Genomic DNA, 23,445 nt, shown 5'->3' on the forward strand with positions numbered 1-23,445 from the left:
CGATATGAGTTTTACTACATAACCTGTTGATCTAAATTGAAATCAAGGTTGGTTACACTGTCACTTACTGCGTTAATTATAATTTGATTTCGTCCATTTTCTTTTGATTGATACAAAGCGATATCTGCACGTTTGATCCAACTAACCGCATCATCGTTAGTGAAAGCTGGGCTTAAACCCGCGCTCATTGTTATTTTTGCATGGTAAGGATAGTGGTGTGTACGGATCTGCTCATTGAGCTTATTTAGTACCTTATAGGCTTCGTTTATATTGGTGTTATCAAATAAGAGTAAGAATTCATCGCCACCAAGTCGAAATAAAAGATTTAAATCCCGCGTGTGTTTATTGATGATTTCGACGATTTGTTTGATCACCTCATCACCGACATCATGACCATATAGATCATTTACTTGTTTGAAATGATCGATGTCTATTAAGGCGACACAAGCAGAGTACCCGCGCTTTTTTTGAGTAATGGAACGGTTCATAAACGCATCAAGTTGATGGCGATTCAATGCACCAGTTAATGCATCACGGGTTGATAAATAACGCAGTTCAACTTGAAGGCGATGGATTGCTTCAATGGCTACATGGGCTATGCTGGCACAGGCAATGAGTGACGACAGAAACCTAGCAGCAAACTGCCAATCGACATGATGAAAAGATGCGATGCTACAACCAACAATTAAGCAGGCATTCGTGATAAGTGCCTGACGTCGAGGAATGATGAAAACCAGTGTTACAACAATAGGGTACACCCAATAACTCACGAGCATACCGAGTTCATAAATACTTAAACTAATACAAATAACGAGTAATGAAAGTGGAATGCCATTGCCGATAATTTTGCGTTCAGCATAAAGTAAGCCAATCATTTCTATGACGAAGCTAAGCTCGAAAGCGAGGAGAGAAAGGCCTAATAAGGTTTCACCTATCAGTAAATTTTTAATACCGAGTGGTATAAAAGTGAAGATGGTTACCGCAGTAACAAATTTAAGAATGTGCTGACGACGATAAAAGTCCAGAAGTTCATCATCACCATGTTCAAAACGAAGTTTATTTAATGTCATAAGCGGCCTTATTGAAATGATTGTTGGCCAAACCAGATTCAAAGAAGCATGGTTTTACTTTGTTATGCGTTTAACTTACCTTTAAAACGTATGTTTTTAAAGCTTACTCATCCATTTATGCCTTATATGAATAGGCTTGGTGTCAAATCTTGTTATTTTTAATAGAGATAAGAGAGAACTAAGCGATAAACACAGAGCTTGTTTGGACTGAAAGGGGGAAAAATTACACTAACAGCGTAAACGTTTGCTTATAAAGTAAAATTTAATTTTTACTAACTCATTGTAAATAATCAGGTTAATTATAACTTACTGTTTTAGGTATGATTTTCTTAAAATTCTGATTGATGTTAACTAAGAATGTGTGAATAATGTCATCCCGTTTATACGGGGCTTTTATTCGGAGGTACTATGTTATACCGCCTCGCACGATCTGTTATTTTCAAGCTTGACGCTGAAAAAGCACATGATCTTGCCATTCAGAACTTCTCTCGCTTTACCGGCACTCCTCTAGATCTATTCTATCGTCAACATGTTCCTGATCGTCCTGTTGAAGTGATGGGCATTACCTTTAAAAATCCTGTTGGTCTGGCCGCTGGCCTAGATAAAAACGGCGAATGTATTGATGCATTTGGTGCAATGGGTTTTGGTTTTGTTGAAGTGGGTACGGTGACACCTCGTCCACAATCTGGCAACGACAAGCCACGCTTATTCCGCGTGATTCCAGCTGAAGGTATCATCAACCGTTTTGGTTTTAATAACCTTGGCGTTGATAACCTCATCGAGAACGTTAAAAAATCGAACTACGATGGTGTTATTGGTATCAACATTGGTAAAAACAAAGATACGCCAATAGAAAAGGGTGCTGAAGATTACCTTATCTGTATGGATAAAGTGTACGAGCACGCAGGTTATATTGCGGTTAACATTTCTTCTCCAAATACTCCGGGCTTACGTACGCTTCAGTACGGTGAAGCACTTGATGATCTTCTGGCTCAACTTAAGCAGAAACAAAAAGAGCTTGCAGAAAAGCACGGTAAGTATGTTCCACTAACACTTAAGATCGCGCCAGATCTTGAAGATCACGAGATTGTGCAAATCGCACAGTCACTGATCAAAAATGAAATCGATGGCGTTATCGGTACTAACACCACGCTTGATCGTACTTTGGTAAAAGACTTACCACATTGCGATGAAATGGGTGGGTTGAGTGGTCGTCCGTTACAAAACAAAAGCACTGAAGTGATTCGTCGTTTGGCTGAAGAGCTAGATGGCAAATTGCCGATTATCGGTGTGGGTGGTATTGATTCAGCAATTTCTGCACGAGAGAAGATGGAAGCGGGCGCTCAGCTTGTTCAAATCTATTCTGGTTTCATTTATCACGGTCCAAAACTGGTTAAAGACATTGTGACGAATATTTAACCTATCAAGGGCTAAAAGCACATTTGAAAGTGAGTTTAGCGACGCGATTGTCAAAATTACACAATGATGAACAATGAAAGGGGAATTTATTTCCCCTTTTTTTTTGTCGGTGTAAAAGTAAAATTGTTCTAAAGTTTTCTGTAAGTCGTTGGATAAACAGTATAAAGAACTAAAACTGGAGCGTTCGCGTGCTAAAGCCAAATAACTCATGGAAGTGGTATTTTGACCAACAACATAATTCCCTAATGCTAAGTTTGGGGAATGAAATGGTTTTTCGTACAGCGATTCCAGCAAAATTCTTGATCACTTGCGCGATGCAGGAAAACACCTTCACTGTTGAAGATGCTACCGCTTTTGAAACCTTCAAAAGTAGCATTGAACATCTAGACCTTCCAAAGCCACGTAAAGCCGAGTTAGCGCTTAATGCCGTTGCCGCAGGCCGGTTTCACAAACCTATGATGCCTAAAAGTTGGTTTTTCCAAACTCAGTCTCATGGTTATGAGCCAGAACAAGGCGAAATAGTAACGTTAGCGACAGAAACAGGGCATGGTAAGTTCATTGTTATTGAAAACAGTGGGAGTGCTAGCTTGTGTATGTTGGCTGAACAAGAGACTCTAGCACTCAATAGCACAAAAGAAATGAACTACTGCGATACCATCAAAGTAATGAATGACCGTATACCGCCGTTTGTAGAAGAACTGCACCTAGGCTTAGCGTTAGTTGGCTAGTTTTTCCTTAAAAAGACTTTTACAGGCGCTATAATTACAGTCACATCATGCTTATGATCCGACTATAGATAGCTTAACCCCAATGTATATTATGCCCCTTATTCTTTAAGCTCTGGGCGTCTCCATGCCATTCCTTTTACTGCCTGACGTTCATTGATCGAAGACTTTCGTCTAATTCCGCGGCCTAATGCGGTTGTTCAGTGCCAATCCCCAATACTTTCTTATTCAATCTAACGTTATCTAATTTATAGGGCTAGCTTACTATCAGCAGGCACAATAGAGCATCTTGGTCTTAATACTAGGCGTGCCCAAAGCCAAAGCCCTGAGGTAAAGGGAGAGGTTAGCTCGCTAGCATAACTCTATTCTGATTGTCCGAATAAGAGGGTAGGAGTTAGAAGTACGATATATGATTTTTATACATTCAGGCCGATTAAAACTCTCGATATAACGGCCTACAAAACCCCAGGCCACCAAATCACCCATTAAGCACCCTAATTTATGTTGAATTTAATCTTCTATCGACTCTTTGGGTGGTTATTTTCTGAGCGCGCTGGTGGTCGTTAACTGTACGATAGAAGTGATATCACTCAGAAAAATCACGAATAAATGTAATTTTTTTGTGCCCCTTTTACGCTTATAAATGCAAAAAAATACCATTCATAACTTGGTTATACCAAAGATATGGGCGCGCGACTTCCTCATTTTCCCTGTTTATGTAAGTGGGTTACACCTTGTGTTTCCATTGCGTCCCAACAGGAAAGTGAAGGGTAACTATGGTTAAGCTTAATAGCGATGATAGAGCCATGTCGAAGTGAATATTGCACATGAAGAACGGATTAAGAAAGTTTTATAGAGTGAGTGCTTTGTTTTAATTCTTATATATCAGATAGTTGAAGCTTGTGTTTCTTTATGGAAACAATGTTAAACGGATAGTTTGTAGAGTTGTCTCGCTTGTACATACTTGTTTAAAGGCTAGATTGTTTCTTGGTGTGGACGATATTTCTGGGGTGTTTTATATGCCCCTTTTTTTGGTAAGCGTTTGGCGCTATACATGTACGAGAAAGATAGAAGAGGTGCTTTTTCTAGCTGCTGTGAACTTAGTGATAATTTAGTGACGGTGTAACTATGTTGTAGGTCTATTCTGTATCGGTAAGTACACAAACCGCGTGTCGATACGAGAATAAGCCGATGTTTTGTTGGTAGTTTGGCAGTGACAGCGCATTAACTGAGTGTTTTTTAAGTAAATATGAAAAGCATTCGTTGATTCGCGAGGTATTTTTGGGGTTTTCGGTTATAATTCCGAACAACTAAAGTGCGAAAAGAACTCCATGAATCAATATCTAGCAATCACATCTCGAGGTCTTGAGAACCTCCTAGCCGAAGAACTTAATGAACTCGGCGCGCAAAGCGTTCAAGTCGTCCATGCGGGCGTACGCTTTAAAGCTAATCAAGAAACGGCTTACCGCTGTTGTCTATGGACACGCATCTCATCGCGTATCATCCAAGTACTGAGCGAATTCAACGTTCGTGATGATATGGATCTGTACCTTGGCGCTGCGGCGATCAATTGGACAAATTACTTCAATAACGCGACACGCATTGTCGTTGATTTTAACGGTACTAACCGTGAAATCCGTAATAGCCAATACGGTGCGATGAAAGTAAAAGATGCAATCGTGGACAGTTTCACGAAAGCAGATCTTCGCCGTCCTAATATTGACCGTGACCAGCCTGATCTTCGCATTCATATGCGTCTTTCTGGCGAGAAAGGTGTGCTAGGTCTTGATATGGCCGGTAGTGGTCTTCACCAACGTGGCTACCGTACTGAAGCAGGTCGTGCACCATTACGTGAAACTCACGCAGCTGCACTTGTTATCAAAAGTGGCTGGACACCAGAGCAACCCTTACTCGATCCTATGTGTGGTTCAGGTACATTGTTGATTGAAGCCGCAATGATGGCGGCAGACATTGCACCTGGCCTTAAACGTAAGCGTTGGGGTTTTGAGTCAATTAAAGACTTTGATAAAGAAGCGTGGCTTGAAATTCATGCAGAAGCTTCTGTAAAAGCACGCCGTGGTGTTGCTAAAGTTGAGACTAAGTTCTTTGGTTTTGAACTAGAACATCGCGTATTAGCCATTGCCCGTGATAACGCAGGTCGTGCAGGTGTTAAAGAGCTAATCAACTTCCAACAAGGTGATGCAACCGAGCTGAAAGCCCCTGAGGGTTTTGATGCGGGTACTGTAATATGTAACCCACCTTACGGTGAGCGTTTAGGTACAACACCTGAACTGATCAGCTTATACACAGAGCTGGGTAACCGTCTTAAACTGGCATTCGCCGGTTCAACTGCAGCGCTGTATTCTGGTTCTAATGAGCTACTTAGCTGCATTCGTATGCGTGCAGACAAGCAATTCAAATTAGCGAATGGTGCACTAGATTGTGTATTAAAAACGTATTTGATTACTGCTGGTGGCGTTAAGAAAGAAGAAGGCGAAACAGAAGGTCACATTGAGCAAAAAGATGTTGCACCTGATTTTGCTAACCGCCTGAAAAAGAACATCACTAAGCTGAAAAAATGGGCGAAAAAAGAAGGCGTTGAGTGTTACCGCATTTACGATGCTGACTTGCCTAATTACAACGCAGCTATCGATAAGTATAACGACTACCTGATTATTCAAGAGTACGCGGCACCTAAAACTGTACCTGAAGAGATCGCTCGCCGTCGCATTATGGATGTGTTGCGTGCAACGATTCAGGTTACGGGTGTTGATAATAGTAAAGTTATCTTGAAAGTGCGTGAGCGCCAGAAGGGTAAAAATCAGTATCAGAAACTGTCGAATGCTGAACGCCACATTATTGTTAACGAGTACGGTGTTGATCTTAAAGTAAACCTTTATGATTACCTTGATACTGGTTTGTTCTTAGACCACCGTATTACGCGAAAAATGCTAGGTGACATGGCGAAAGGAAAAGACTTTCTTAACCTATTCGCTTACACAGGCTCTGCGACTGTGCATGCAGCTTGTGGTGGCGCTAAATCGACAACAACGATTGATATGTCAAATACTTACCTTGGTTGGGCTCAAGAAAATATGGAGCTTAACAATCAAGTTGGTAACCAGCATGAATTCATTCAAGCGGATTGCTTGCAGTGGCTTCAAGAGGTTGATGACACGTTCGACCTTATCTTTATCGATCCACCTACGTTCTCTAACTCTAAGCGAATGAAGCAGACGTTTGATATTCAGCGTGATCACATCATGCTAATGGAAAACTTGAAGCGTATGCTACGTACTGATGGTCAAATTGTTTTCTCAAACAATAAGCGTCAGTTCAAAATGGATTTAGAGCAACTGAATGAACTTGGCTTAGATGCTAAGAACATTTCTGATAAAACACTGCCTATGGATTTTGCGAAGAATAAGCATATTCATAACTGCTGGATTATCACTCACAAGGAAGGTTAAGTGCTAATAACCCTTTATAGCACGGAAGGATGCCACCTTTGCGAGCAAGCTTATCGCTTGCTCGTTGAGGTAGGGGTACAAGAGCACGTTCAGGTAATAGACATTGCCTTTGATGACGTGCTCTTTTTGCGTTACGGCGTCACGATACCTGTTGTATCAATCTCATCAGAGGCATCAACTGCAGCGGCAGAAACTGCATCTGATGATAATTCTCTCTCAATTTCTGAACTTGGCTGGCCGTTTGATCGTGCCGACCTTGCAGTATGGTTAAAAAACAATGGCTTTAATTAATATTAGTAATGCGCAGCTGGCGTATGGTGATCACGCTCTACTTGATAAGGCGGAATTTGTTCTTCAGCCAAACGAGCGCGTATGTTTAGTGGGCCGTAATGGTGCTGGTAAATCAACCTTCATGAAAGTAGTAACGGGCGATGTACTGCTTGATGACGGCAGCATTCAGCGCCAAACAGAATTAAAGATTTCTCGTCTAGAGCAAGATCCACCGCGTAATGCGGAAGGTAATGTATTTGATTATGTTGCGGAAGGTCTAGCTGAAGTGGGTAAGGTACTGAAAGAGTATCACCACTTACTGGACTTAATTGCGGTTGACCCGAGTGAGTCAAACCTCAATAAATTAATGAAAGCGCAAGAAAAAATCGATCACGCCAATGCGTGGCAGTTTGATAACCAAATTTCAGCTGTTTTAGAAAGCTTGCACCTTGACCCGCATACTATGCTTACTGATTTATCGGGTGGTTGGCAACGTAAGGCGGCTTTAGCTCGCGCACTAGTTTGTAATCCTGACATCTTGCTACTTGATGAACCAACAAACCACTTAGATGTTGCAACGATCGAATGGCTTGAAGGTTTCCTCAAGAGCTTCCGTGGTTCAATTATCTTCATTTCTCACGACCGTGCTTTCATCCGTTCGATGGCAACACGTATCCTTGATCTAGACCGCGGTAAACTGGTTTCTTTCCCTGGCGACTATGAACTGTATCTTGAAAGCAAAGAAGAGATGCTCCGCGTAGAAGCAGAGCAGAACGCCGAGTTTGATAAGAAACTCGCACAAGAAGAAGTTTGGATCCGCCAAGGTGTTAAAGCGCGACGCACCCGTAACGAAGGCCGTGTACGTGCACTTAAAGCGTTACGTGAAGAGCGCAGTGAGCGTCGTGAAGTGGTTGGTAAAGCCGATATGAAACTTCAAGAAGCGAATCGCTCAGGTAAGATTGTATTTGAAGCTGAGAATATTGCTTACAGCTACGGTGATGCGCAAATCATTAAAGATTTCAGCTTCACAGTGATGCGTGGCGATCGTATCGCACTTATCGGGCCAAATGGTTGTGGTAAGAGTACATTGCTGAAAGTGATGCTAGAGCAACTTACACCAACATCTGGCAAGTTCCACTGTGGTACTAAAATTGATGCGGCATACTTTGACCAGTATCGTGAAATTCTAGATCCGGAAAAAACAGTAATGGACAACCTTGCTGACGGTAAGCAAGAAGTGACAGTAAATGGTGTAACACGCCATGCATTAGGTTACTTACAAGACTTCCTTTTCCACCCTCGTCGTGCTCGTACTCCTGTTAAAGCACTATCTGGTGGTGAGAAAAACCGCTTGTTATTAGCGAAGTTGTTCTTAAAACCGAACAATTTATTGATTCTCGATGAACCAACGAACGATCTAGATATCGAAACATTGGAACTTTTAGAAGAAATACTTGCCAACTATCAGGGTACATTACTATTAGTGAGCCATGATCGTCAGTTTGTTGATAATACTGTGACAACAAGCTGGATTTTTGAAGGTAACGGGGTTATCGACGAATACGTAGGCGGTTATCATGATGCTCAAGAGCAACGCGCTAACTCTCTAACAAATATTGCTAAAAACCAGGCTGCTGAATATGAGCAGGCGAAGAAAAAGCAAGAAAACAATAAACCGCGAGAGACAACGCGTTCTACGCCCAAAAAGAAGCTTTCTTATAAGTTTCAAAAAGAGCTAGAAGGTCTACCGCTTATCATTGAAGAATTGGAAAATGAAATTGCTTCTATTCAGGAACAAATAAATGATCCTGCATTCTTCCAAGATGTAAAAAATGATACTGAAGCCACACTGGCTCGTCTTGCCGCCGCTGAGCAAGAATTTGAAGTAGCATTTGAACGTTGGGAAGAATTAGAGGCAATGCAGAAGGAATCCTAATGCGACAAAATATGTTAAAGCTTTCTACACTGGCGGTTCTGATCGCTGGTGTCACTAACGCTAATGCCGCTGTTTACAAGATAGTTGAAGTTGATGAAACTGGCTCTGGTCTTAGTGCTATTGATTCAATTAACTATTATGGGAAAAACACATCAGGCCGCACTGAAACTTACGCTCAGGCTATTCAGCAATCTAGCTCTACTGATGACTGCTTTGCTGGCACTTGTGGCGATTACAAAACGGTAGGGGAAAGCCGTTTTGGTCCTGCAGGTATTGAATACCGTGATGATGTTGCTTATACCTCAGACATTTTGCAGCGTATCAATGATGTAACTACGTTAGAGTCATACTGTAAAGAAAACCTAGGCTTCAATACATGTGATAAATGGGCTAAAAGTCGTTATTACGGTGCTGGTTACAATACTGAAGATGAACGTGATGAGTCTGGCTATGCCGGTTTGTTACGTGAACAACAAGCTTTTCGTAACGGCTATACACGTAACTCTTTCTTGCTGGTTGATGGTCAGCCTCAAGCTACGTTTGCAGAAGACAGTACTAAATACGCAAATGCGGGTACATTAGGAGCAATTCAAGCCGACTCTATGAATTCGGTGCCAAATGGCATTACCACCATTAACGGTGTTGATTACGTTTACGGTGTAACGAGTTCAGCATACTTCAACGAGGGCACGCGTTACGCACGTACATTCGCTAAACGTGGCTTTGTTCAAGACGGTGCAAATGTAAGTCTTGAGCTTCCACCACCATCAAACGGTACTAAACTAGCTCAAGCAATGGGTACCACAACGGCTTGGAAGGGAGTTAAAAACCCAACTGACGATAAAATGTTAGTAGTGGGTAGTGCGTCATTTAGCGAAAGCCATTTAGATGATAGTAATAAGCTACCAAGTAGCAGCCAGCTTCATATTAACGGGCAGGATGTTGCTTTAGACAAAGATAAGCTTAAGGAATGTTCGACTCAGGCAAATGACGGCAAATTGGCTGACATGTACAACACATGGGAATGCCAATTCACTGTTTTTGCTAATGATGCGTATCTTTGGACTGTTGATACAGCAGCGCAAACAGCGACCCCTGTTCGTATTGCAAATCGTACTTTGGCCCCTAAAGATCCTGATGAAGATCGTCGTTCTTACCAAGCTTCTGCGCGTTCAATTGAGAATGTAAATGGTAAGCCGGTAATTGTTGGTTACTCAACAGAACGTGTATCTAATGATTATTACGCTCAGCGTGCCACAGTTTATACTCCGAAAGATGGTGTTGATTTTTCAGGTACGATTCCAGCAGATAGCTGGACGGCGAAGTTTATTGGTCCTGACATCAAAGACGGTGACAAGCGTCAGTTCACTTATACAATGGCGACAGACATTAACCAAAACAACAAGGTTGTTGGTGTTGCTAAGTTAGAGCGTTCGGAGTCTCGTGCTTATGCTGAGCGTATGTTTGTTTACGATAACAACAATAGCCAGTTTAAATATTTAGATTCAAATGTTAGTGGAATCTTCTTTGATGGTTCAAATGGTTACGCATCTGCAATTAATAATAAAGATGTTGTTGTTGGTAAGTTAGACTCTGAAACCGCTAACCAAGTAGATGGCCGTCAACGTCGTCAGCGAGGCTTCCTCTATAATGCTGGCTCTGATATTACGGGCTCACCTTTAAAGGCTGGTGGCGCATGGTTCCTTGATGATCTAACTAACAATAACGATCAACAATCAAATAGCTACCGTATTGCTGAAGTATCTGATATCAATGATGCAGGGGTGATTTCTGCAACCGCAATGTACTGTGAGGGTGGTTATGATAACTTCTCGCAAGGTGCTACTTGTAAAAATGATTCAAAAGACCAAAATGACTCAGAACGTGTTGTTGCGGTTAAATTAGTACCTATTCAAAACGGCGACATTCAAACGCGACCAGCAGAAGAAACGCAGATCAAACGTAACGGTGCCTCACTGGGTATGTTCGCTTTGACACTGTTAGGCTTCATTGGTTTCAGAAGACGCAAATAAAGTTTCGTTAACTTTGGTCAAAACTCATACAGGCTCACAAATTGTGAGCCTGTTTTGTTTTTGGGGTTGATCATTATTCATAAATCACTCATCTTTATATCTGGAGTCATAAAAACTCCATCATTATGAAACTGTAATGAAAGAAATAATAAGTAAGGAATGAGGACCGAAGTATGAAGAGACAAAAGCGGGATCGTTTAGAACGCGCACAAGCTCGCGGTTATCAAGCAGCTTTGAATGGGCGTTCTAGTGAAGCGTGTCCATATCAGGCAACGGATGCCCGTACAAATTGGTTAGGCGGTTGGCGAGAAGCAAGAGGCGAAATACAGCAAGGTCTCTATAAATAAATCCCCCTCAAATTACCTTATTTAGCCCCTTAGGAGAGGGGCTTTTTAATGTCTACTATATGCGGTTATCTCTTCAATTACTTTGTTTTATGCCTTCTGTGACGCTGTAACTGCTGGTGGCGTTCAACTTTTTTATTCCAGATTGCTTACCATTCTCTACTAAGCAATGAGTAAATCAGTACATCTCCGTATGTAAGGCAATAAAAAAGGCCACATAAAAATGCGACCTTTTAGTACTCAGTGCTTAATGGCGAATTAGAAAGCGTCAGTGTCTTTGAATAGACCCACTTTTAAATCTTTAGCGACGTAAATTTCTTTACCATCAACTAATACTCGACCATCGGCAACGCCCATAATCAGTTTACGGTTGATAACGCGTTTGAACTGAATGTCGTAAGTGACTTTTTTTGCTGTTGGTAGGATTTGACCAGTAAATTTCACTTCACCCACACCTAGTGCACGACCTTTACCTTCGCCACCTGACCAACCCAAGAAGAAACCAACAAGCTGCCACATAGCATCAAGGCCAAGACAACCCGGCATTACAGGGTCACCTTTGAAATGACAATCAAAGAACCACAGGCTTGGGTCTATATCTAGCTCGGCATGAATGAAACCTTTGCCGTGATCGCCACCTTCACCAGTGATTTTAACAATTCGATCAATCATTAGCATGTTATCAGAGGGTAGGCGCGGGAACTCAGGGCCGTGTAGCTCACCTTTACCACATGCAACTAGTTCTTCATATTCGTAAGATTGAGGGCGATTCATCACTATTCGTTAGCTCCTTGAAAAGTATGGGAGCAATTTAGCGTACACGTGTAAGCTAAACAACTCGGATCAGTGCTGGACAAACCAGTTCCTGATTCGCGTTAACCAACTGAGTTCATTAGAAAGATCGCCATGATGGAAGTGATCTATGCGTTCCGCAATGCGCGTTAGCAAGGTTTCTACTTCTTCATCGTCACTTCTAAATGTTACACCAGTCAATAACGGAAGGGTTTCATCGACATTCTCAACAGGCCATATATGGAATCGTCCTGCTTTGATTGCTTCAACCACTTCATCATTCAAGCATAGATTAACTAGGTTTGTTTTAGGTAAGATCACACCTTGGCTACCTGTTAAGCCGCGATGAACACAAACCTTATAGAAGCCTTCAATCTTTTCGTTAATACCACCTACAGCTTGTACACGTCCAAATTGGTCTACAGCACCTGTAACGGCGACTTGCTGATTGATAGGTTGGTTTGATAATGCAGAAACAAGCGCACAAAGCTCAGCAAGTGAGGCACTGTCACCATCGACTTCGCAATAAGATTGTTCAAATACGATAGAAGCAGAATAAGGCAGCGCTTGATCAAGGTCTAATGCTGTGCTGACGAACGCTTGCATAATCATCATGCCTTTAGCATGGATATTACCAGCAAGGTCTACTTTACGCTCAACATCAGAGATATCCCCATCACCAAAGTGAACCACACAAGAGATACGTGCTGGTTCACCATAAGATTGCGGGTGTCCAGGTACCTCAACAACCGTTAAGCCATTCACTTGGCCAACTTCTTCACCTTGGGAGATAATAACGACCATGCCATGATGAATGTCTTCAATTGCGCGTTCAGGCAAGTAGGATTCACGGAATTCTTTTGCTTTTAACGATGCCGCGAGGTGTTCTGCGGTAATTGCTTGGCCTTTCGATTCTAATGCAGCTTCAGATAGAATGCCTTGATGCCATATAGGGCAAAGAGGGACGCGATTCTTATCTTCTGCGTAACGTGCACCTGTGCGCAATAGCAATGTTATCGCATCAGCATCAGCAAGCTGAGGTAGACCAGCATGCTCACAAACCGATTTTACATAGCTCAAATAGTCAGGCATGGTTTCATCTGATAGAACGAGGTCTTGTTCAAACTCGCTGTACATAGAGAAGCCAGTGCTTAAATCAGGTTCTGCACCATCAAGCTCGGCCATTAAGTAGCGATCGCCCATTAGAACAAGCTTAACATTTAACTTCTCTGCAGGCGGTACGCTATAAAGCGTTTTATTCGATGCTGGCTGCCAATCTAATTCGCCATTCATCAGTACGCTCTTTAAACGAGGCCACAAAGACGGGTTAGCTAGAATACTCGTCACAGACAGAACAAGGTAACCACCATTTGCTTGATGAAGTAGGCCATGCTTAATTTGCTGCTTAGTAATTGCGCCGTCTTCGAGCGGTGGGTAAACCGCCCCAAAGAGTGTCATTTCAGTAACGTTTTCACCGGCAATAATAATGCTTGCATCAGTTTTATTGAGTTCAGCATCAGATTGAGCTAATAATTCAATAACATAATCACGATAGATTTTGTTATCTGGTGCAATGACACGTAATACTCGTGGTTGATAAGGTATTGCGGTGAACCGGCGTACGGCATCCACAAGTCGGTCTTGAAGAAGACCCGTAGTAGCAGATGGAATCGTATCGAACTGATCCATAATTTCAGCGTATTGTGTGTAATCAGGGATCATGGTACGCCAAGTTTCTTGATGCATAAGCTTGTGCTTTCTTTCGTTACTGTGAAAAGGACAGCAGTATAAAGGAATCATTGCCTTCATAATAGCTATAAGGGCGATGATATTCGCGAAAACAAATAGTTAAACATCATCTTGTGATTGAGCTTTAACTTGCTTACAGTTACACTGTCACATGTTAAGTGTAGACTTTTGAGAATCCCTTTACATTATGAAATATCAACAACTTGAAAATCTTGAAGCTGGCTGGAAATGGACTTACCTGGTCAAAAAATGGAAAGAAGGTGAAACGATCACTTCACACGTTGATACCAGTGAAGATGAGGCGGCTGTTCAACAGCTTCTAGCAATAGAGCATGAACCAACGAAAGTGATTGCTTGGATTGGGAAGCATATCTCACAGGAGCTTGATAATAAGCTAAAACAAGCAATTAGAGCGAAAAGAAAACGGCATTTTAATGCAGAACAAGTTCATACTCGCAAAAAATCTATCGACTTGGATTACCGTGTATGGGAAAAGTTAGCAGAAAAGTCGCAGGAACTCGACTGTACGCTGTCAGATGCGATTGAATACTTGATCAGTGAAAGTAATCGTTCTGAAACCGCAACGCGTAAAGTGTCTGATATCAAAAATGAGTTATCTGAGTTGCTAGATTTTGACTTAAACGAAAGCTAATACGTTTTTTGCCGCTATCCTCTTAACATCATAATAGTAGGGGATTTTAAGCGACTATACTGAATATAAGCATATTATTACGGGGAAAGCATATGGAGTATGTGGTCGTTCTAGCCGTTGTTGTTGCGGTTTTTGTCTTTTGGGATCGCCCAATTATGGTGATTCAATTTGAAGATGGTGAACTAATTAAAACAAAAGGGAACATCCCTAATGGCTTTTTGATGGGCTGTAAAGATATTGCTCATAAGCAACCATTCTCAGGCAAGGTTAAAGTCTATAAAAACCGCTTCACTACCAAGTTGGTTTTTTCAAAATCAGTTCCATCTAAAATCAAGCAGCGTATTCATAATGTATTCCCATATTCTGGCGGAAGTAAAAAGCATGGCCGCCGTGCTTGAGTGATATTGACTTACTGTAGAAAAGGCTTCCAAGAGGAAGCCTTTTTTATTTAACGCTATTCGATAATGCATTATGGTGATGCAAATAGTTAGCTACAATCTCTTTAAGTTGTAGTAGTTCATCTTTTGTTTGCTGGTGGTTGTCTTGTTCTTGTTTTAATTGATTACCGAGTTCAACGGCCATATAACCACCTTTTATGAGCGCCTTGGTGGTAACCTTATTACCGGTAAGCTGCTTTAAATCTTCGATCATGTAGAAGTGTTTATCCACATCTCTTATTGTTATAGCCATACTGCCTCCATGAAGAAGAAGCATTTTATCTAATACCATCAATAACTTCCACTAAATGATAGCATTCTTACTAGGCAGGTAGTCGTTGGCATATGGCGTTTTGCAATCATATCACCCTAACGCACTATAACTTATGGTTCCGAGTGAATTATTGCATTGAAAGTATAAAGTGAAATACATACACTATGTAGATCACCTCATATCTAGCTAACTATAAATGGAATAAAAGACGCACATGTCTAATAAGGATAGAGAAAAGCTAATACCAGGTGCGCAAGGCGCTCTATTAATTAAAAACAGCAGCATTGTGACTATCAGTATTAAAACGCCACTTGGACGTATATTCCGATGTGAAACCGTTTTTATTGGTACAGATAGCCACGATTACCTATTACTTGAAATGCCTTCAATTCCCAAAAAAGACATTGATATGTATTTGTTAGAAGGTTTTAATATTTCGATTAAAGCCGTTTCAGATCGTGGGGAAGGCGCCATTATTCGATTTGCAAGTCGGATTGAGCATCTGATATTTAAGCCCATAGGCTTACTTGCAATTAGTCTTCCTCATTCAATGATGTCGACGCCCTTAAGAAGCGAACCACGTTTTGAAGTTACCTTACAAGGTAAAGTCATTCTGTCTGAGCGGCAACTGCTTGTTGAATTGCAAAATCTATCTCATAAAGGATGTTGTTTTCAGCACAGCATTCACGGCCCTGAAATTAACCTAGACCAGAAGGTCGATATATTCATTACGAACCCAACATTGAAAACGTACTTTCAGCTATCGGGTTCAATCAAAAGTATTAATCGCGTTGGCGTATTCTGTCAGTATGGTGTGATGTTCGACCCGCAAGGCTGTAGTAATACCAAGTTGCTGTTAAAGCAACTTGTTTTTGATGGTGTTGGGTTGTCATTCAAAAAGTAAGCTTTAACTTTTGTTTACAAAATGCTCGGTGTTGGTAGAACCTTAGTTAAGCACCGTTCAATTTTTTGTATCGATAGGGGCTTTACAATATAGTCAGCAGGTTTTAATAAAATAACCTGCTTTACCGTTTCCATTTCACTATCACCACTCACAATCACAACAGGAAGGCCAGGGAGCTGTTTCTTAATAAACTGCAATACAGGTATACCGTCGAGTGGTTTTTCTAAATTCAAATCTAAGAATACACAATCAAGCGTATTGTTAATTAAGGCGTTAACCGCCGTTTGTGGTGATGTTGTATGAATAATCGATTGAGGTTTCGCACACTTTCGAAGGAGCTGAGTCAGAATTTGAGCCATCATCTTATTATCTTCAATTATCATAAATCGCTTCATACCACGTCCTTTGTTTCAACCACGCTTCATCCTTGTTAATAAGCTTAACTTTTATTGATTAAAGAGTGTAGGAATAAGTTGGTTTTTATTCATATAATCAATCGTTTGATCTCATTCCTACTATTGTCGGACAATACATTATTTGTTTTTGCAGCTATTTGCTTTCTTTAATTTCTTAAGGGCGCTTATCTGTTTTTTCATGCGTTTCTTTTTTTGTTTACTTGCCATGATGTATTTTTTATCAATATCTGTGCGTTTATTCTTAATGCCACTGCATGATAAGTATTTGTATTGCTCGATGTAGTCATCCACTGATTTCGTTTTCGCGCTACTTGTAAAAGGGAAGGCTAAGCAAAGTATTAACAATATACGCATTTAATCTATTCCAGATAAAAATAAAAGCTATAAAGTTAGCCGTGGTGGTTCAAGTTTGCCTAATTAAAAATGGGAGCATGGTTTATCTACGAATGTTTGCTGGCATTTCGTTCATGTAACTACTGGAGATTATATCGCATTATAAAAATGTCACACTGTAACGTTATGCAACGCAGAGGTAGGGGGTGAGCTAATTTGTGACGATGTCACTTATTGAAAGGTTAATAAATACACTGGTGTTGTGTATCTCTGAGGGGGGAGTTGTAAGGCCTTAGATTTACGAAGTTAGCTTAACTAAAATAGAAAAAGGCAGCTAATTAGCTACCTTTAACAATCAAAACAGAATGCAATTTTTGATTATGCTTTCTTAATGTCTCGAACTGGGTAAGTCAGTGTCATATCACCCGCTTTAACATGGATGTAAGCACCGCCAGCACTAAAGCCAGTGATAACCATAACACCTAGATCTACACCTTTAGTCGCTACAACTTGATCATTAAGTTCAAACATTATCTAACACCTTGATTATAAAAGATTATGACAGCTATCTATGCGCGTATTTAATCAGAACCTGGGCCAATGAACTAATCGATTTACTTGTCGTATCGATTAGTTATTTTTTATGTGTGGCGACTTAGTACAGGCGGAGAAACGAACGAGAGTGAGCACAGCCAAAATTACAGTTACGGTGTAACTATTTTTATAGTAAGAACAATCCGAAGAGGATAAAATCGGAATAGAACCTATGATTGTTGCTTACGGTGGTGAGATAAGGATAATAACCCTGTGTTGAATTAGAGATTGTTGCAGTCATGCGCCTAGATAAATTTGTTTGTAAAAGTACCGAGTTAACCAAAAGCCAAGCTATCCAACGGATAGCGAGTGGAGATGTCAGAGTTAATAATGAGGTTATTACAAATGAGAGAAGTCAGGTTCATGAGAACAACATAGTGACTTTAAGCGGAGCAACCCTTAAAGCTCGTGCATTCCGATATATTTTAATGCACAAACCGGCCGGTACAATTTGTTCTAATATCGACGAAGTTTATCCATCGCTATTCAATTATATCAAGGTAGATAACCCAGAAGAGCTGCATATTGCAGGGCGGCTGGATGCAGATACAACAGGATTAGTTTTAGTCACTGATGATGGTCACTGGTCGTTTAATATCACAGTTCCAACTAAACACTGCGAAAAACGTTATCGCGTTGGTTTATCTCGGCCTATAGCAGATGACGTAGTGGAAAAATTTAAGCAAGGCATAAAACTACAAGGTGAAAGCCAAGTCACTCGGCCCGCAAAGCTCGATGTAATTAACCCGAAAGAAGTCATCTTAACTATCACTGAAGGTAAATTTCATCAAGTGAAACGTATGTTTTCGGCGGTAGGTAACCGAGTCGTATCATTACACCGAGAAAGCATTGGCAAGGTAAGCCTAGATGTTGAAGTAGGAGAGTGGCGCTATCTGACCAACGATGAGGTCCAGTCTTTTTCTTGTAACATTTAGTTGAGCCCAGGGTAATCAGAGTTGTTGTTCTCTCAATAGATTAGTTACCACGTAACTTGATTTAAGAGGTAATATAAAGCGATACCAAAAATAACCGTGCCATTACCATCTGTAGATGACTTAATGCCTTTAGCATGGTTAATCACTTTAGGCTTATGCATGGCAACTAAGATCCTTAATTGCTCTATATTTTGAATGTTTCTCTCGGCTAATTTTTTTACGTAACTGCTAATAAAATAATTAGCACGAGGCGATGATTCAACTTCCTTGCCAATGAGACGCAAAACCTCAGACTCTACACTACGGTAAGCTACGTCATGATTAATGAAATGACATAGTGAGGCTGTGTTTATTACTAACTCAGCAGCTTCAGGTATAGACTCTGTATCTGAAGTAACTTGATCTGCAGTCTCATCAAAAACTTCAAATTGAACACTTTTAGCCCTTGTTGCAACTAGCTCAGCTTTAAGTTCTGACAAAATGGAATTCGCTACACCTAAAAGTGTTTCGACCTGAGATAACTTGCTGAGTATCAGTTTTTCATTATGAATATTCATTTTAGTCCCTTAAAAATAAGAGAATATTTTAAAATAAATAAAAGTAAATTTATGCGCGCATTATGGCGGTAGTAGTAAATATCTTTAAGAATTTCACAATGAAAGTTGTCGTACATGTTTAGGTAGCTGTGAACACGAAGGAATAGTGCCATCAGGCTTCACGACTCACTGTATGTAAAAGAAGGCTGACGGTTTCCCGTGTTGTTACAGGTGCATTCCTGAGTCGCCACAAAAAAACGGATTCTGTTTCGCTGAAACGCAGATTCATCAATCGACCCGTGGCATCATCGATATAGACTAAGAGGCAACATTTAGGACTGCGACCTTCAAACCAATCATGGTGAGAGCCGTCGATCTGAATAAGTTCACCAAGACAATCGCGACGGTAACGAGGTTGATAAACTCGAGGTTTACGTTTGGTATGCGGAACCCAAAGGCCATCCGTGATCATCCATTGGCGGAGTGTTTCAACTGAAACGTGAATATCGTGACGTTCCGTAAGCTTTTCATGCGCGAGTGTTGGACCAAAATCTGCGTAATGTTCACGGATCAACACCAGACATCGAAGTTTCATTGAATGGTTAATTCGGTTACTCGAGGATTGACCTCGGCGTTGATGAACAATGGCCGGAGCACCATGTTGTCGAAAGCGTGTTACGAGCCGCTGAACTTGACGAACGCTAAGGGAAAGAATACGGGCAGCATCTGCACGACGGATCCTTTTTTCACAAACATCTCGGATAGCACCAAGTTTTAAAATCTCTTTGTCATTCATAGTCACCAACATCATTTAAAGCTCGCATCAACCAAACAGATACGAATTAAGATAGGTAAAAACGGGACATTTTAGTTTTGCAGAAAAGAGACATTTTAACTTTGGGTTATCACACTCAGTGCGCATTATATATAGCGTGGTAAATCAATAAGTTATAAGTGGGCTAGGTGAGGTGAGTAGATAACACATTGACGAGCCTAGGGTTTTCGTATTTATCTTCAAGTAGCCCATGTACTACCTTCTGATCGTCTATTTCCAACATATCGGCGATTTGGAATGCTATATCCCAATCCATAGAAGACTTCGAGTTCATCCAATTACTTACACGCGCAGTGCTAACACCTAGTTTCTTTGCTAACTGATAATCAGTTGGTAGAGAATACTTGGCTTTAACCTTGTTCAGTAAGTCAATTGTGTAAGTCATTAATTACTCATTCTTTCGCGTATTTTCACACCATAATAGGCGATCATTTTGTTTTTTCCCATAGCAACAGGCATTTGCCAGCAACAGCGTTTTGCTGTTTATTAGTATGCATCACACAAACTGCTTGCATATGGGGATATAGACATGGAAACAGTCAAACAAATAGTTAGTGATCCAATCCACGCACCATGTAAAGACATGGCAGGGTGCGCTAATTTCAAACCAGAGTTAACGGCCAAGTCCGCGCAATTGGTACATCAACTGCGAAAACAATTTGGTTTTAAGACGCAAAAACAGCGCGCAACAAAACGCCGCCAATATTTGACATACCTCGCTGAATACCAAGCTCAACGTGACGCTTTCATCACTGGAGGTGCACGATGAGTTCAATTATAGGCAAGCGACCGCATATCAGTGAAATAAATGCTTGTAGTGTTGAGGAAACAAAAACTCAATCAACAAGGAATATGCAAAATGCACAAACGCCAACAATCACAGCTATTGAAAAAGCTAGTTCAAGCCAATGCGAATCACACCGCCTCGTTCACCGTCAAAGAGTGGCCGTTTGCAGTACAAATGCTAGCGAAAGTTTTACAGATACAAAGACCCGAAATGTCGTTATGCCTAGTGACAAACCCGACTGGGAATCTTTGCTTATCTGGTCTTTGTTACGTGTCCGAAAACGTATTCTCTCTTATCGAACTTGCGCCAACTTATCATCGGAACTCAATTGTGGAGTACGAAAATGATGAGTGGTTTACAATCGAAGAAGAAAACCTTGAGCCGATATGGCCAGAAATCACAACTCCCTAAGCAAGCAACCAAAGCCCCTTCGGGGGCGGCGGTTTCTTCCTTGCCATTCCATGTGGCAGACGTACCGCTAGAGAAGGCGGTCACGGCAGAATACATGGCAAATCACGCGAGAAACGAAGCCAAGAAATCACTGCGCTTATCACGTTGGTATCGCTTAGATGGTGATCATCAAGAAGCTGTATTTCTCTTAAACGATGCCGCTGAATTTCGCCGTGTGTACCAAGCCTTCACTAAGGCCATTGATGTAATGGGTGGCCTGTAATGAATCACACCCTTTATGGCTTATTGAAAAAAGACCTTCGCGCCAGTATTGCACTGGCACGGAGTTACCGCCTAAGTGGTGAGCGCCGTTTAGCAGTGCAATTTCTTAATGATGCAGCTCAAACCCGTTATGAATTGATTACGTTGCGAGGCTGCTAATGGACGATTTCGGCTTTGGTTGGTTCGCGTTTGGTTGGTTCATTGCTTGTTTGTTGGGTTGGTCGGCTGGAAGGCATGAACAACCAAAAGCAATCACGCCTAATGAGTTTGGTATGGGGATTGTCTACGCATGGGCAATTGTCGGGATTATTTCTTGGCTGATGTTTTTGAGGGGAATGTAAGTCATGGTTTCTCGAAATGTAAGGTATGAGCAAAAGAAAACCGAGGCAGGTTTAAAAAAGCTAACAGTATGGGTACCTGCTGAAATCGAGGGTGAATTTAAGCTTTTAGCTGATACTTGTTGTGCCAATCGGCACCTTTCTTTCAATACGGTTCGAGACTTAAGAACTGGGCGGTATATATCACTTGAAAGGGGTGTCACTGATGACGATAACAAATAAAGATCTCCGTTATGTGGCTGCCGCCGTGCAGCCACAAGATGTGACCCAAAACCACCAAGCCAGCTATGATGCTGGTTTTTTAGGATTCGATTTTTGCGGTGCGCGTCCTCAACCGATTACGCCACAGCAACTGTGGGAACTAAACCGCGTTAACCGCGATACTGATTTTATCGCCCAACAACAACGTGACCACGTAACGAATACGCCGACTTTTAATGCCCAATCGCTCCGCGCAGCGGCGGCACGAAGTGACGAAGACAATAGGCTTGTCCAAGGGCGCAAAAGTCCGACACGACTAAAACAGTCAAGAATTGCGCACCGTGTAGGGGTTTTAAACAAGGCTAGGCGAGGTAATACCACGTTAGACAGTGCCGAGGCTTTCTACAATCACGACACCTTGTACGCCAGCACAGAGGCGAATGAAGGCAAGGCATTATCCACAGTTCGACTGATGAATCGTGAATGGTCGGGGCAATTTCGTGTTTTGCACCATACCCAAACCCGACCAAGTGACGCACCCGAGCAACAAAGTGGTGATCGCTACACTGAAAACCTGACTAAACGCGCTGTGACCAAAATTTTTGAGTCGGGCGCGTATGTTGCTGCGTGTCATGGCGGGTTCACCACATTTTTGACCCTGACGTTTACCCCTGAACAGCGCAACGCCATATTCAGCAAAGACACCACGCTCGGCAAAGAAGTATCCCGTTTTTTAGATGGGGCGAAAAAAATGTATCAGCGTGGTTGGCACGGTATCGGCAAAGATGAACAACCGTTTGAGCTAGACGGCATTGAAAAACCATTTCATTACATGTGGGTGGCAGAATGCCCGGCAAATGATGACGGTGAACCTAACCCGCATGTGCATTTGTTGATGAATTGGAATGTAGAACGTAATTACTTTGAAGCGTGGGCAAACCGAATCGAAAGCCTTTGGGGCAATGGGTTCGCGCACCTTGAACATATTAACCAACCCAAAGCAGCAGGTTCTTATTTAATCAAAGCTGTGGGTTATGCCGCTAAAGGTGAAAATGCAGACCAAGGGTTAATCCGTGGCAACCGTTACAACATCGCCCGCTGTAGTCGTGCGCCAGCATGGGATTGTGTTGCCAGTTTTGAAGCCAGCAACATGGCCGCGATTATCAAAGAACTGGGTTACAAGTTAGAACAATGGCGCAAACCCTTAACCCGCCGATTAAAGCGCATTGAAAAGCAAAAAGACCAAGCGATTGCCGCCAAGGCCATTGCTAAAAAAGCCAAGAAACCGAAAGAACACCTCAAAAAACTGTCGGCCTTAATTGCCAGGCTAGAACACCAAGCCAAAGCCGCACGCGACCAAATCAAAAGCCGTGGTGTTCATGCCACAAGTAACAACCTGTTTTGTGTGTCGTTTGATGGTGAGCAATCCGAAGAAAAAGCCTACGACTTTCTATTGTGGGCGGCTGGCGCTCGGGGTTGGTCGATGGTGGCCACCGATGCTGATGACGATTACCACAAAGCGGTTGATGTTGCTCGCGATGCTGCGCAAAGCGAATACGCCGACCACTTTTACCGCTTCAAAGAAAAACGCGCTTACTGGCAAAGCGTTTTACATGATCCACTTTCACCACCGATATATTCAGAGGACGAAATCAAAGCCACTGAATCTTATTCAATGATGTTGGTCGAGCAGTACCAACAACTCGCAGCCTAACAGTAAGGA

Annotated in this window: 24 protein-coding genes and 1 pseudogene; 16 read left to right on the forward strand and 9 right to left on the reverse strand. The window is 41.7% G+C overall.

What is annotated here, in order from left to right:
• Window positions 1–14: 14 nt before the first annotated feature.
• Window positions 15–1,070, reverse strand: coding sequence for a GGDEF domain-containing protein (locus OCU87_RS08835; protein WP_261858328.1), 1,056 nt, complete (start codon window positions 1,068–1,070; stop codon window positions 15–17).
• 408 nt (window positions 1,071–1,478) lie between these two features.
• Here OCU87_RS08835 and pyrD point away from each other — a divergent pair, with 408 nt between their 5' ends.
• From pyrD to rmf, 7 genes are all read left to right on the forward strand, one after another.
• On the forward strand, window positions 1,479–2,489 hold the full coding sequence (gene pyrD / locus OCU87_RS08840; protein WP_094958043.1) for a quinone-dependent dihydroorotate dehydrogenase: 1,011 nt from the start codon (window positions 1,479–1,481) through the stop codon (window positions 2,487–2,489).
• A 188-nt stretch (window positions 2,490–2,677) separates the two neighbouring features.
• Complete coding sequence (locus tag OCU87_RS08845; RefSeq protein ID WP_062689034.1) at window positions 2,678–3,217, forward strand: cell division protein ZapC; 540 nt, start codon at window positions 2,678–2,680, stop codon at window positions 3,215–3,217.
• Window positions 3,218–4,545: 1,328 nt separating this feature from the next.
• Window positions 4,546–6,684: a bifunctional 23S rRNA (guanine(2069)-N(7))-methyltransferase RlmK/23S rRNA (guanine(2445)-N(2))-methyltransferase RlmL gene (gene rlmKL / locus OCU87_RS08850; protein WP_062689032.1), complete on the forward strand. Its 2,139-nt coding sequence runs from the start codon at window positions 4,546–4,548 to the stop codon at window positions 6,682–6,684.
• Window positions 6,685–6,975, forward strand: a complete 291-nt coding sequence (locus tag OCU87_RS08855) for a glutaredoxin family protein (protein ID WP_062689031.1) — start codon at window positions 6,685–6,687, stop codon at window positions 6,973–6,975.
• Window positions 6,962–8,890, forward strand: a complete 1,929-nt coding sequence (locus tag OCU87_RS08860) for an ABC transporter ATP-binding protein (protein ID WP_062689028.1) — start codon at window positions 6,962–6,964, stop codon at window positions 8,888–8,890. The genes OCU87_RS08855 and OCU87_RS08860 overlap by 14 nt, the downstream gene beginning before the upstream one ends.
• On the forward strand, window positions 8,890–10,923 hold the full coding sequence (locus OCU87_RS08865) for a DUF3466 family protein (RefSeq protein ID WP_261858329.1): 2,034 nt from the start codon (window positions 8,890–8,892) through the stop codon (window positions 10,921–10,923). Before OCU87_RS08860 ends, OCU87_RS08865 begins: the two co-directional genes overlap by 1 nt.
• A 173-nt stretch (window positions 10,924–11,096) precedes the next feature.
• A complete protein-coding gene (gene rmf, locus OCU87_RS08870) occupies window positions 11,097–11,270 on the forward strand; it encodes a ribosome modulation factor (protein ID WP_048898357.1) in 174 nt (57 codons plus the stop codon).
• A gap of 255 nt (window positions 11,271–11,525) precedes the next feature.
• On the opposite strand, the gene fabA is transcribed toward rmf, so the two are convergent.
• Both fabA and OCU87_RS08880 read right to left on the reverse strand, forming a co-directional pair.
• Window positions 11,526–12,041, reverse strand: a complete 516-nt coding sequence (gene fabA, locus OCU87_RS08875; protein ID WP_083540845.1) for a bifunctional 3-hydroxydecanoyl-ACP dehydratase/trans-2-decenoyl-ACP isomerase — start codon at window positions 12,039–12,041, stop codon at window positions 11,526–11,528.
• Between the two features lie 69 nt (window positions 12,042–12,110).
• Window positions 12,111–13,805, reverse strand: a complete 1,695-nt coding sequence (locus OCU87_RS08880) for a Lon protease family protein (protein WP_261858330.1) — start codon at window positions 13,803–13,805, stop codon at window positions 12,111–12,113.
• A gap of 190 nt (window positions 13,806–13,995) precedes the next feature.
• Here OCU87_RS08880 and matP point away from each other — a divergent pair, with 190 nt between their 5' ends.
• Both matP and OCU87_RS08890 read left to right on the forward strand, forming a co-directional pair.
• The gene (gene matP, locus OCU87_RS08885; RefSeq protein ID WP_062689023.1) at window positions 13,996–14,460 is read left to right on the forward strand and encodes a macrodomain Ter protein MatP; all 465 of its coding nucleotides are present in this window, start codon (window positions 13,996–13,998) and stop codon (window positions 14,458–14,460) included.
• A gap of 92 nt (window positions 14,461–14,552) precedes the next feature.
• Window positions 14,553–14,858, forward strand: coding sequence for a DUF3634 family protein (locus tag OCU87_RS08890; RefSeq protein WP_261856914.1), 306 nt, complete (start codon window positions 14,553–14,555; stop codon window positions 14,856–14,858).
• Window positions 14,859–14,904: 46 nt separating this feature from the next.
• Here the strand turns inward: OCU87_RS08890 and OCU87_RS08895 are convergent, their stop codons facing one another.
• Window positions 14,905–15,150, reverse strand: coding sequence for a hypothetical protein (locus OCU87_RS08895; RefSeq protein ID WP_261856915.1), 246 nt, complete (start codon window positions 15,148–15,150; stop codon window positions 14,905–14,907).
• Between the two features lie 235 nt (window positions 15,151–15,385).
• Between OCU87_RS08895 and OCU87_RS08900 the strand changes: the two genes are divergently transcribed.
• On the forward strand, window positions 15,386–16,075 hold the full coding sequence (locus OCU87_RS08900) for a PilZ domain-containing protein (protein ID WP_261856916.1): 690 nt from the start codon (window positions 15,386–15,388) through the stop codon (window positions 16,073–16,075).
• Window positions 16,076–16,089: 14 nt separating this feature from the next.
• Here OCU87_RS08900 and OCU87_RS08905 read toward each other — a convergent pair whose 3' ends face one another.
• Both OCU87_RS08905 and OCU87_RS08910 read right to left on the reverse strand, forming a co-directional pair.
• Window positions 16,090–16,470 (reverse strand): response regulator, encoded by a 381-nt coding sequence (locus OCU87_RS08905; RefSeq protein WP_062689015.1) that lies wholly within the window; start codon window positions 16,468–16,470, stop codon window positions 16,090–16,092.
• A gap of 732 nt (window positions 16,471–17,202) precedes the next feature.
• Window positions 17,203–17,355, reverse strand: a complete 153-nt coding sequence (locus OCU87_RS08910; protein WP_164488544.1) for a hypothetical protein — start codon at window positions 17,353–17,355, stop codon at window positions 17,203–17,205.
• A 302-nt stretch (window positions 17,356–17,657) separates the two neighbouring features.
• On the opposite strand from OCU87_RS08910, the gene OCU87_RS08915 reads away from it, so the two are divergent.
• A complete protein-coding gene (locus OCU87_RS08915) occupies window positions 17,658–18,353 on the forward strand; it encodes a pseudouridine synthase (protein WP_261856917.1) in 696 nt (231 codons plus the stop codon).
• Window positions 18,354–18,397: 44 nt separating this feature from the next.
• Here the strand turns inward: OCU87_RS08915 and OCU87_RS08920 are convergent, their stop codons facing one another.
• From OCU87_RS08920 to OCU87_RS08930, 3 genes and pseudogenes are all read right to left on the reverse strand, one after another.
• Window positions 18,398–18,910, reverse strand: a complete 513-nt coding sequence (locus tag OCU87_RS08920; RefSeq protein ID WP_261856918.1) for a hypothetical protein — start codon at window positions 18,908–18,910, stop codon at window positions 18,398–18,400.
• Between the two features lie 177 nt (window positions 18,911–19,087).
• Window positions 19,088–19,685 (reverse strand): annotated as a pseudogene (locus OCU87_RS08925) (helix-turn-helix domain-containing protein); the annotation flags it as partial.
• A 163-nt stretch (window positions 19,686–19,848) separates the two neighbouring features.
• Window positions 19,849–20,109, reverse strand: coding sequence for a helix-turn-helix domain-containing protein (locus tag OCU87_RS08930; protein ID WP_261856919.1), 261 nt, complete (start codon window positions 20,107–20,109; stop codon window positions 19,849–19,851).
• 144 nt (window positions 20,110–20,253) lie between these two features.
• Between OCU87_RS08930 and OCU87_RS08935 the strand changes: the two genes are divergently transcribed.
• The 5 genes from OCU87_RS08935 to OCU87_RS08955 all read left to right on the forward strand — a co-directional run bounded on the left by OCU87_RS08935 (window position 20,254) and on the right by OCU87_RS08955 (window position 23,436).
• Window positions 20,254–20,493: a hypothetical protein gene (locus OCU87_RS08935; RefSeq protein WP_261856920.1), complete on the forward strand. Its 240-nt coding sequence runs from the start codon at window positions 20,254–20,256 to the stop codon at window positions 20,491–20,493.
• A 361-nt stretch (window positions 20,494–20,854) separates the two neighbouring features.
• Window positions 20,855–21,184 carry a hypothetical protein gene (locus OCU87_RS08940; RefSeq protein ID WP_261856921.1) on the forward strand — a complete coding sequence of 110 codons (330 nt, stop codon included), beginning with the start codon at window positions 20,855–20,857 and terminating at the stop codon, window positions 21,182–21,184.
• Entirely contained in the window at window positions 21,184–21,342 is a 159-nt protein-coding gene (locus OCU87_RS08945; RefSeq protein WP_261856922.1) for a hypothetical protein, read from the forward strand. The genes OCU87_RS08940 and OCU87_RS08945 overlap by 1 nt, the downstream gene beginning before the upstream one ends.
• Entirely contained in the window at window positions 21,342–21,524 is a 183-nt protein-coding gene (locus tag OCU87_RS08950) for a hypothetical protein (RefSeq protein ID WP_261856923.1), read from the forward strand. The genes OCU87_RS08945 and OCU87_RS08950 overlap by 1 nt, the downstream gene beginning before the upstream one ends.
• 202 nt (window positions 21,525–21,726) lie before the next feature.
• On the forward strand, window positions 21,727–23,436 hold the full coding sequence (locus tag OCU87_RS08955; protein WP_261856924.1) for a rolling circle replication-associated protein: 1,710 nt from the start codon (window positions 21,727–21,729) through the stop codon (window positions 23,434–23,436).
• The last annotated feature ends 9 nt before the right edge of the window (window positions 23,437–23,445 follow it).

The organism is Photobacterium sanguinicancri, from assembly GCF_024346675.1.
In the GTDB taxonomy this organism is placed as follows: Bacteria; Pseudomonadota; Gammaproteobacteria; order Enterobacterales; family Vibrionaceae; genus Photobacterium; species Photobacterium sanguinicancri.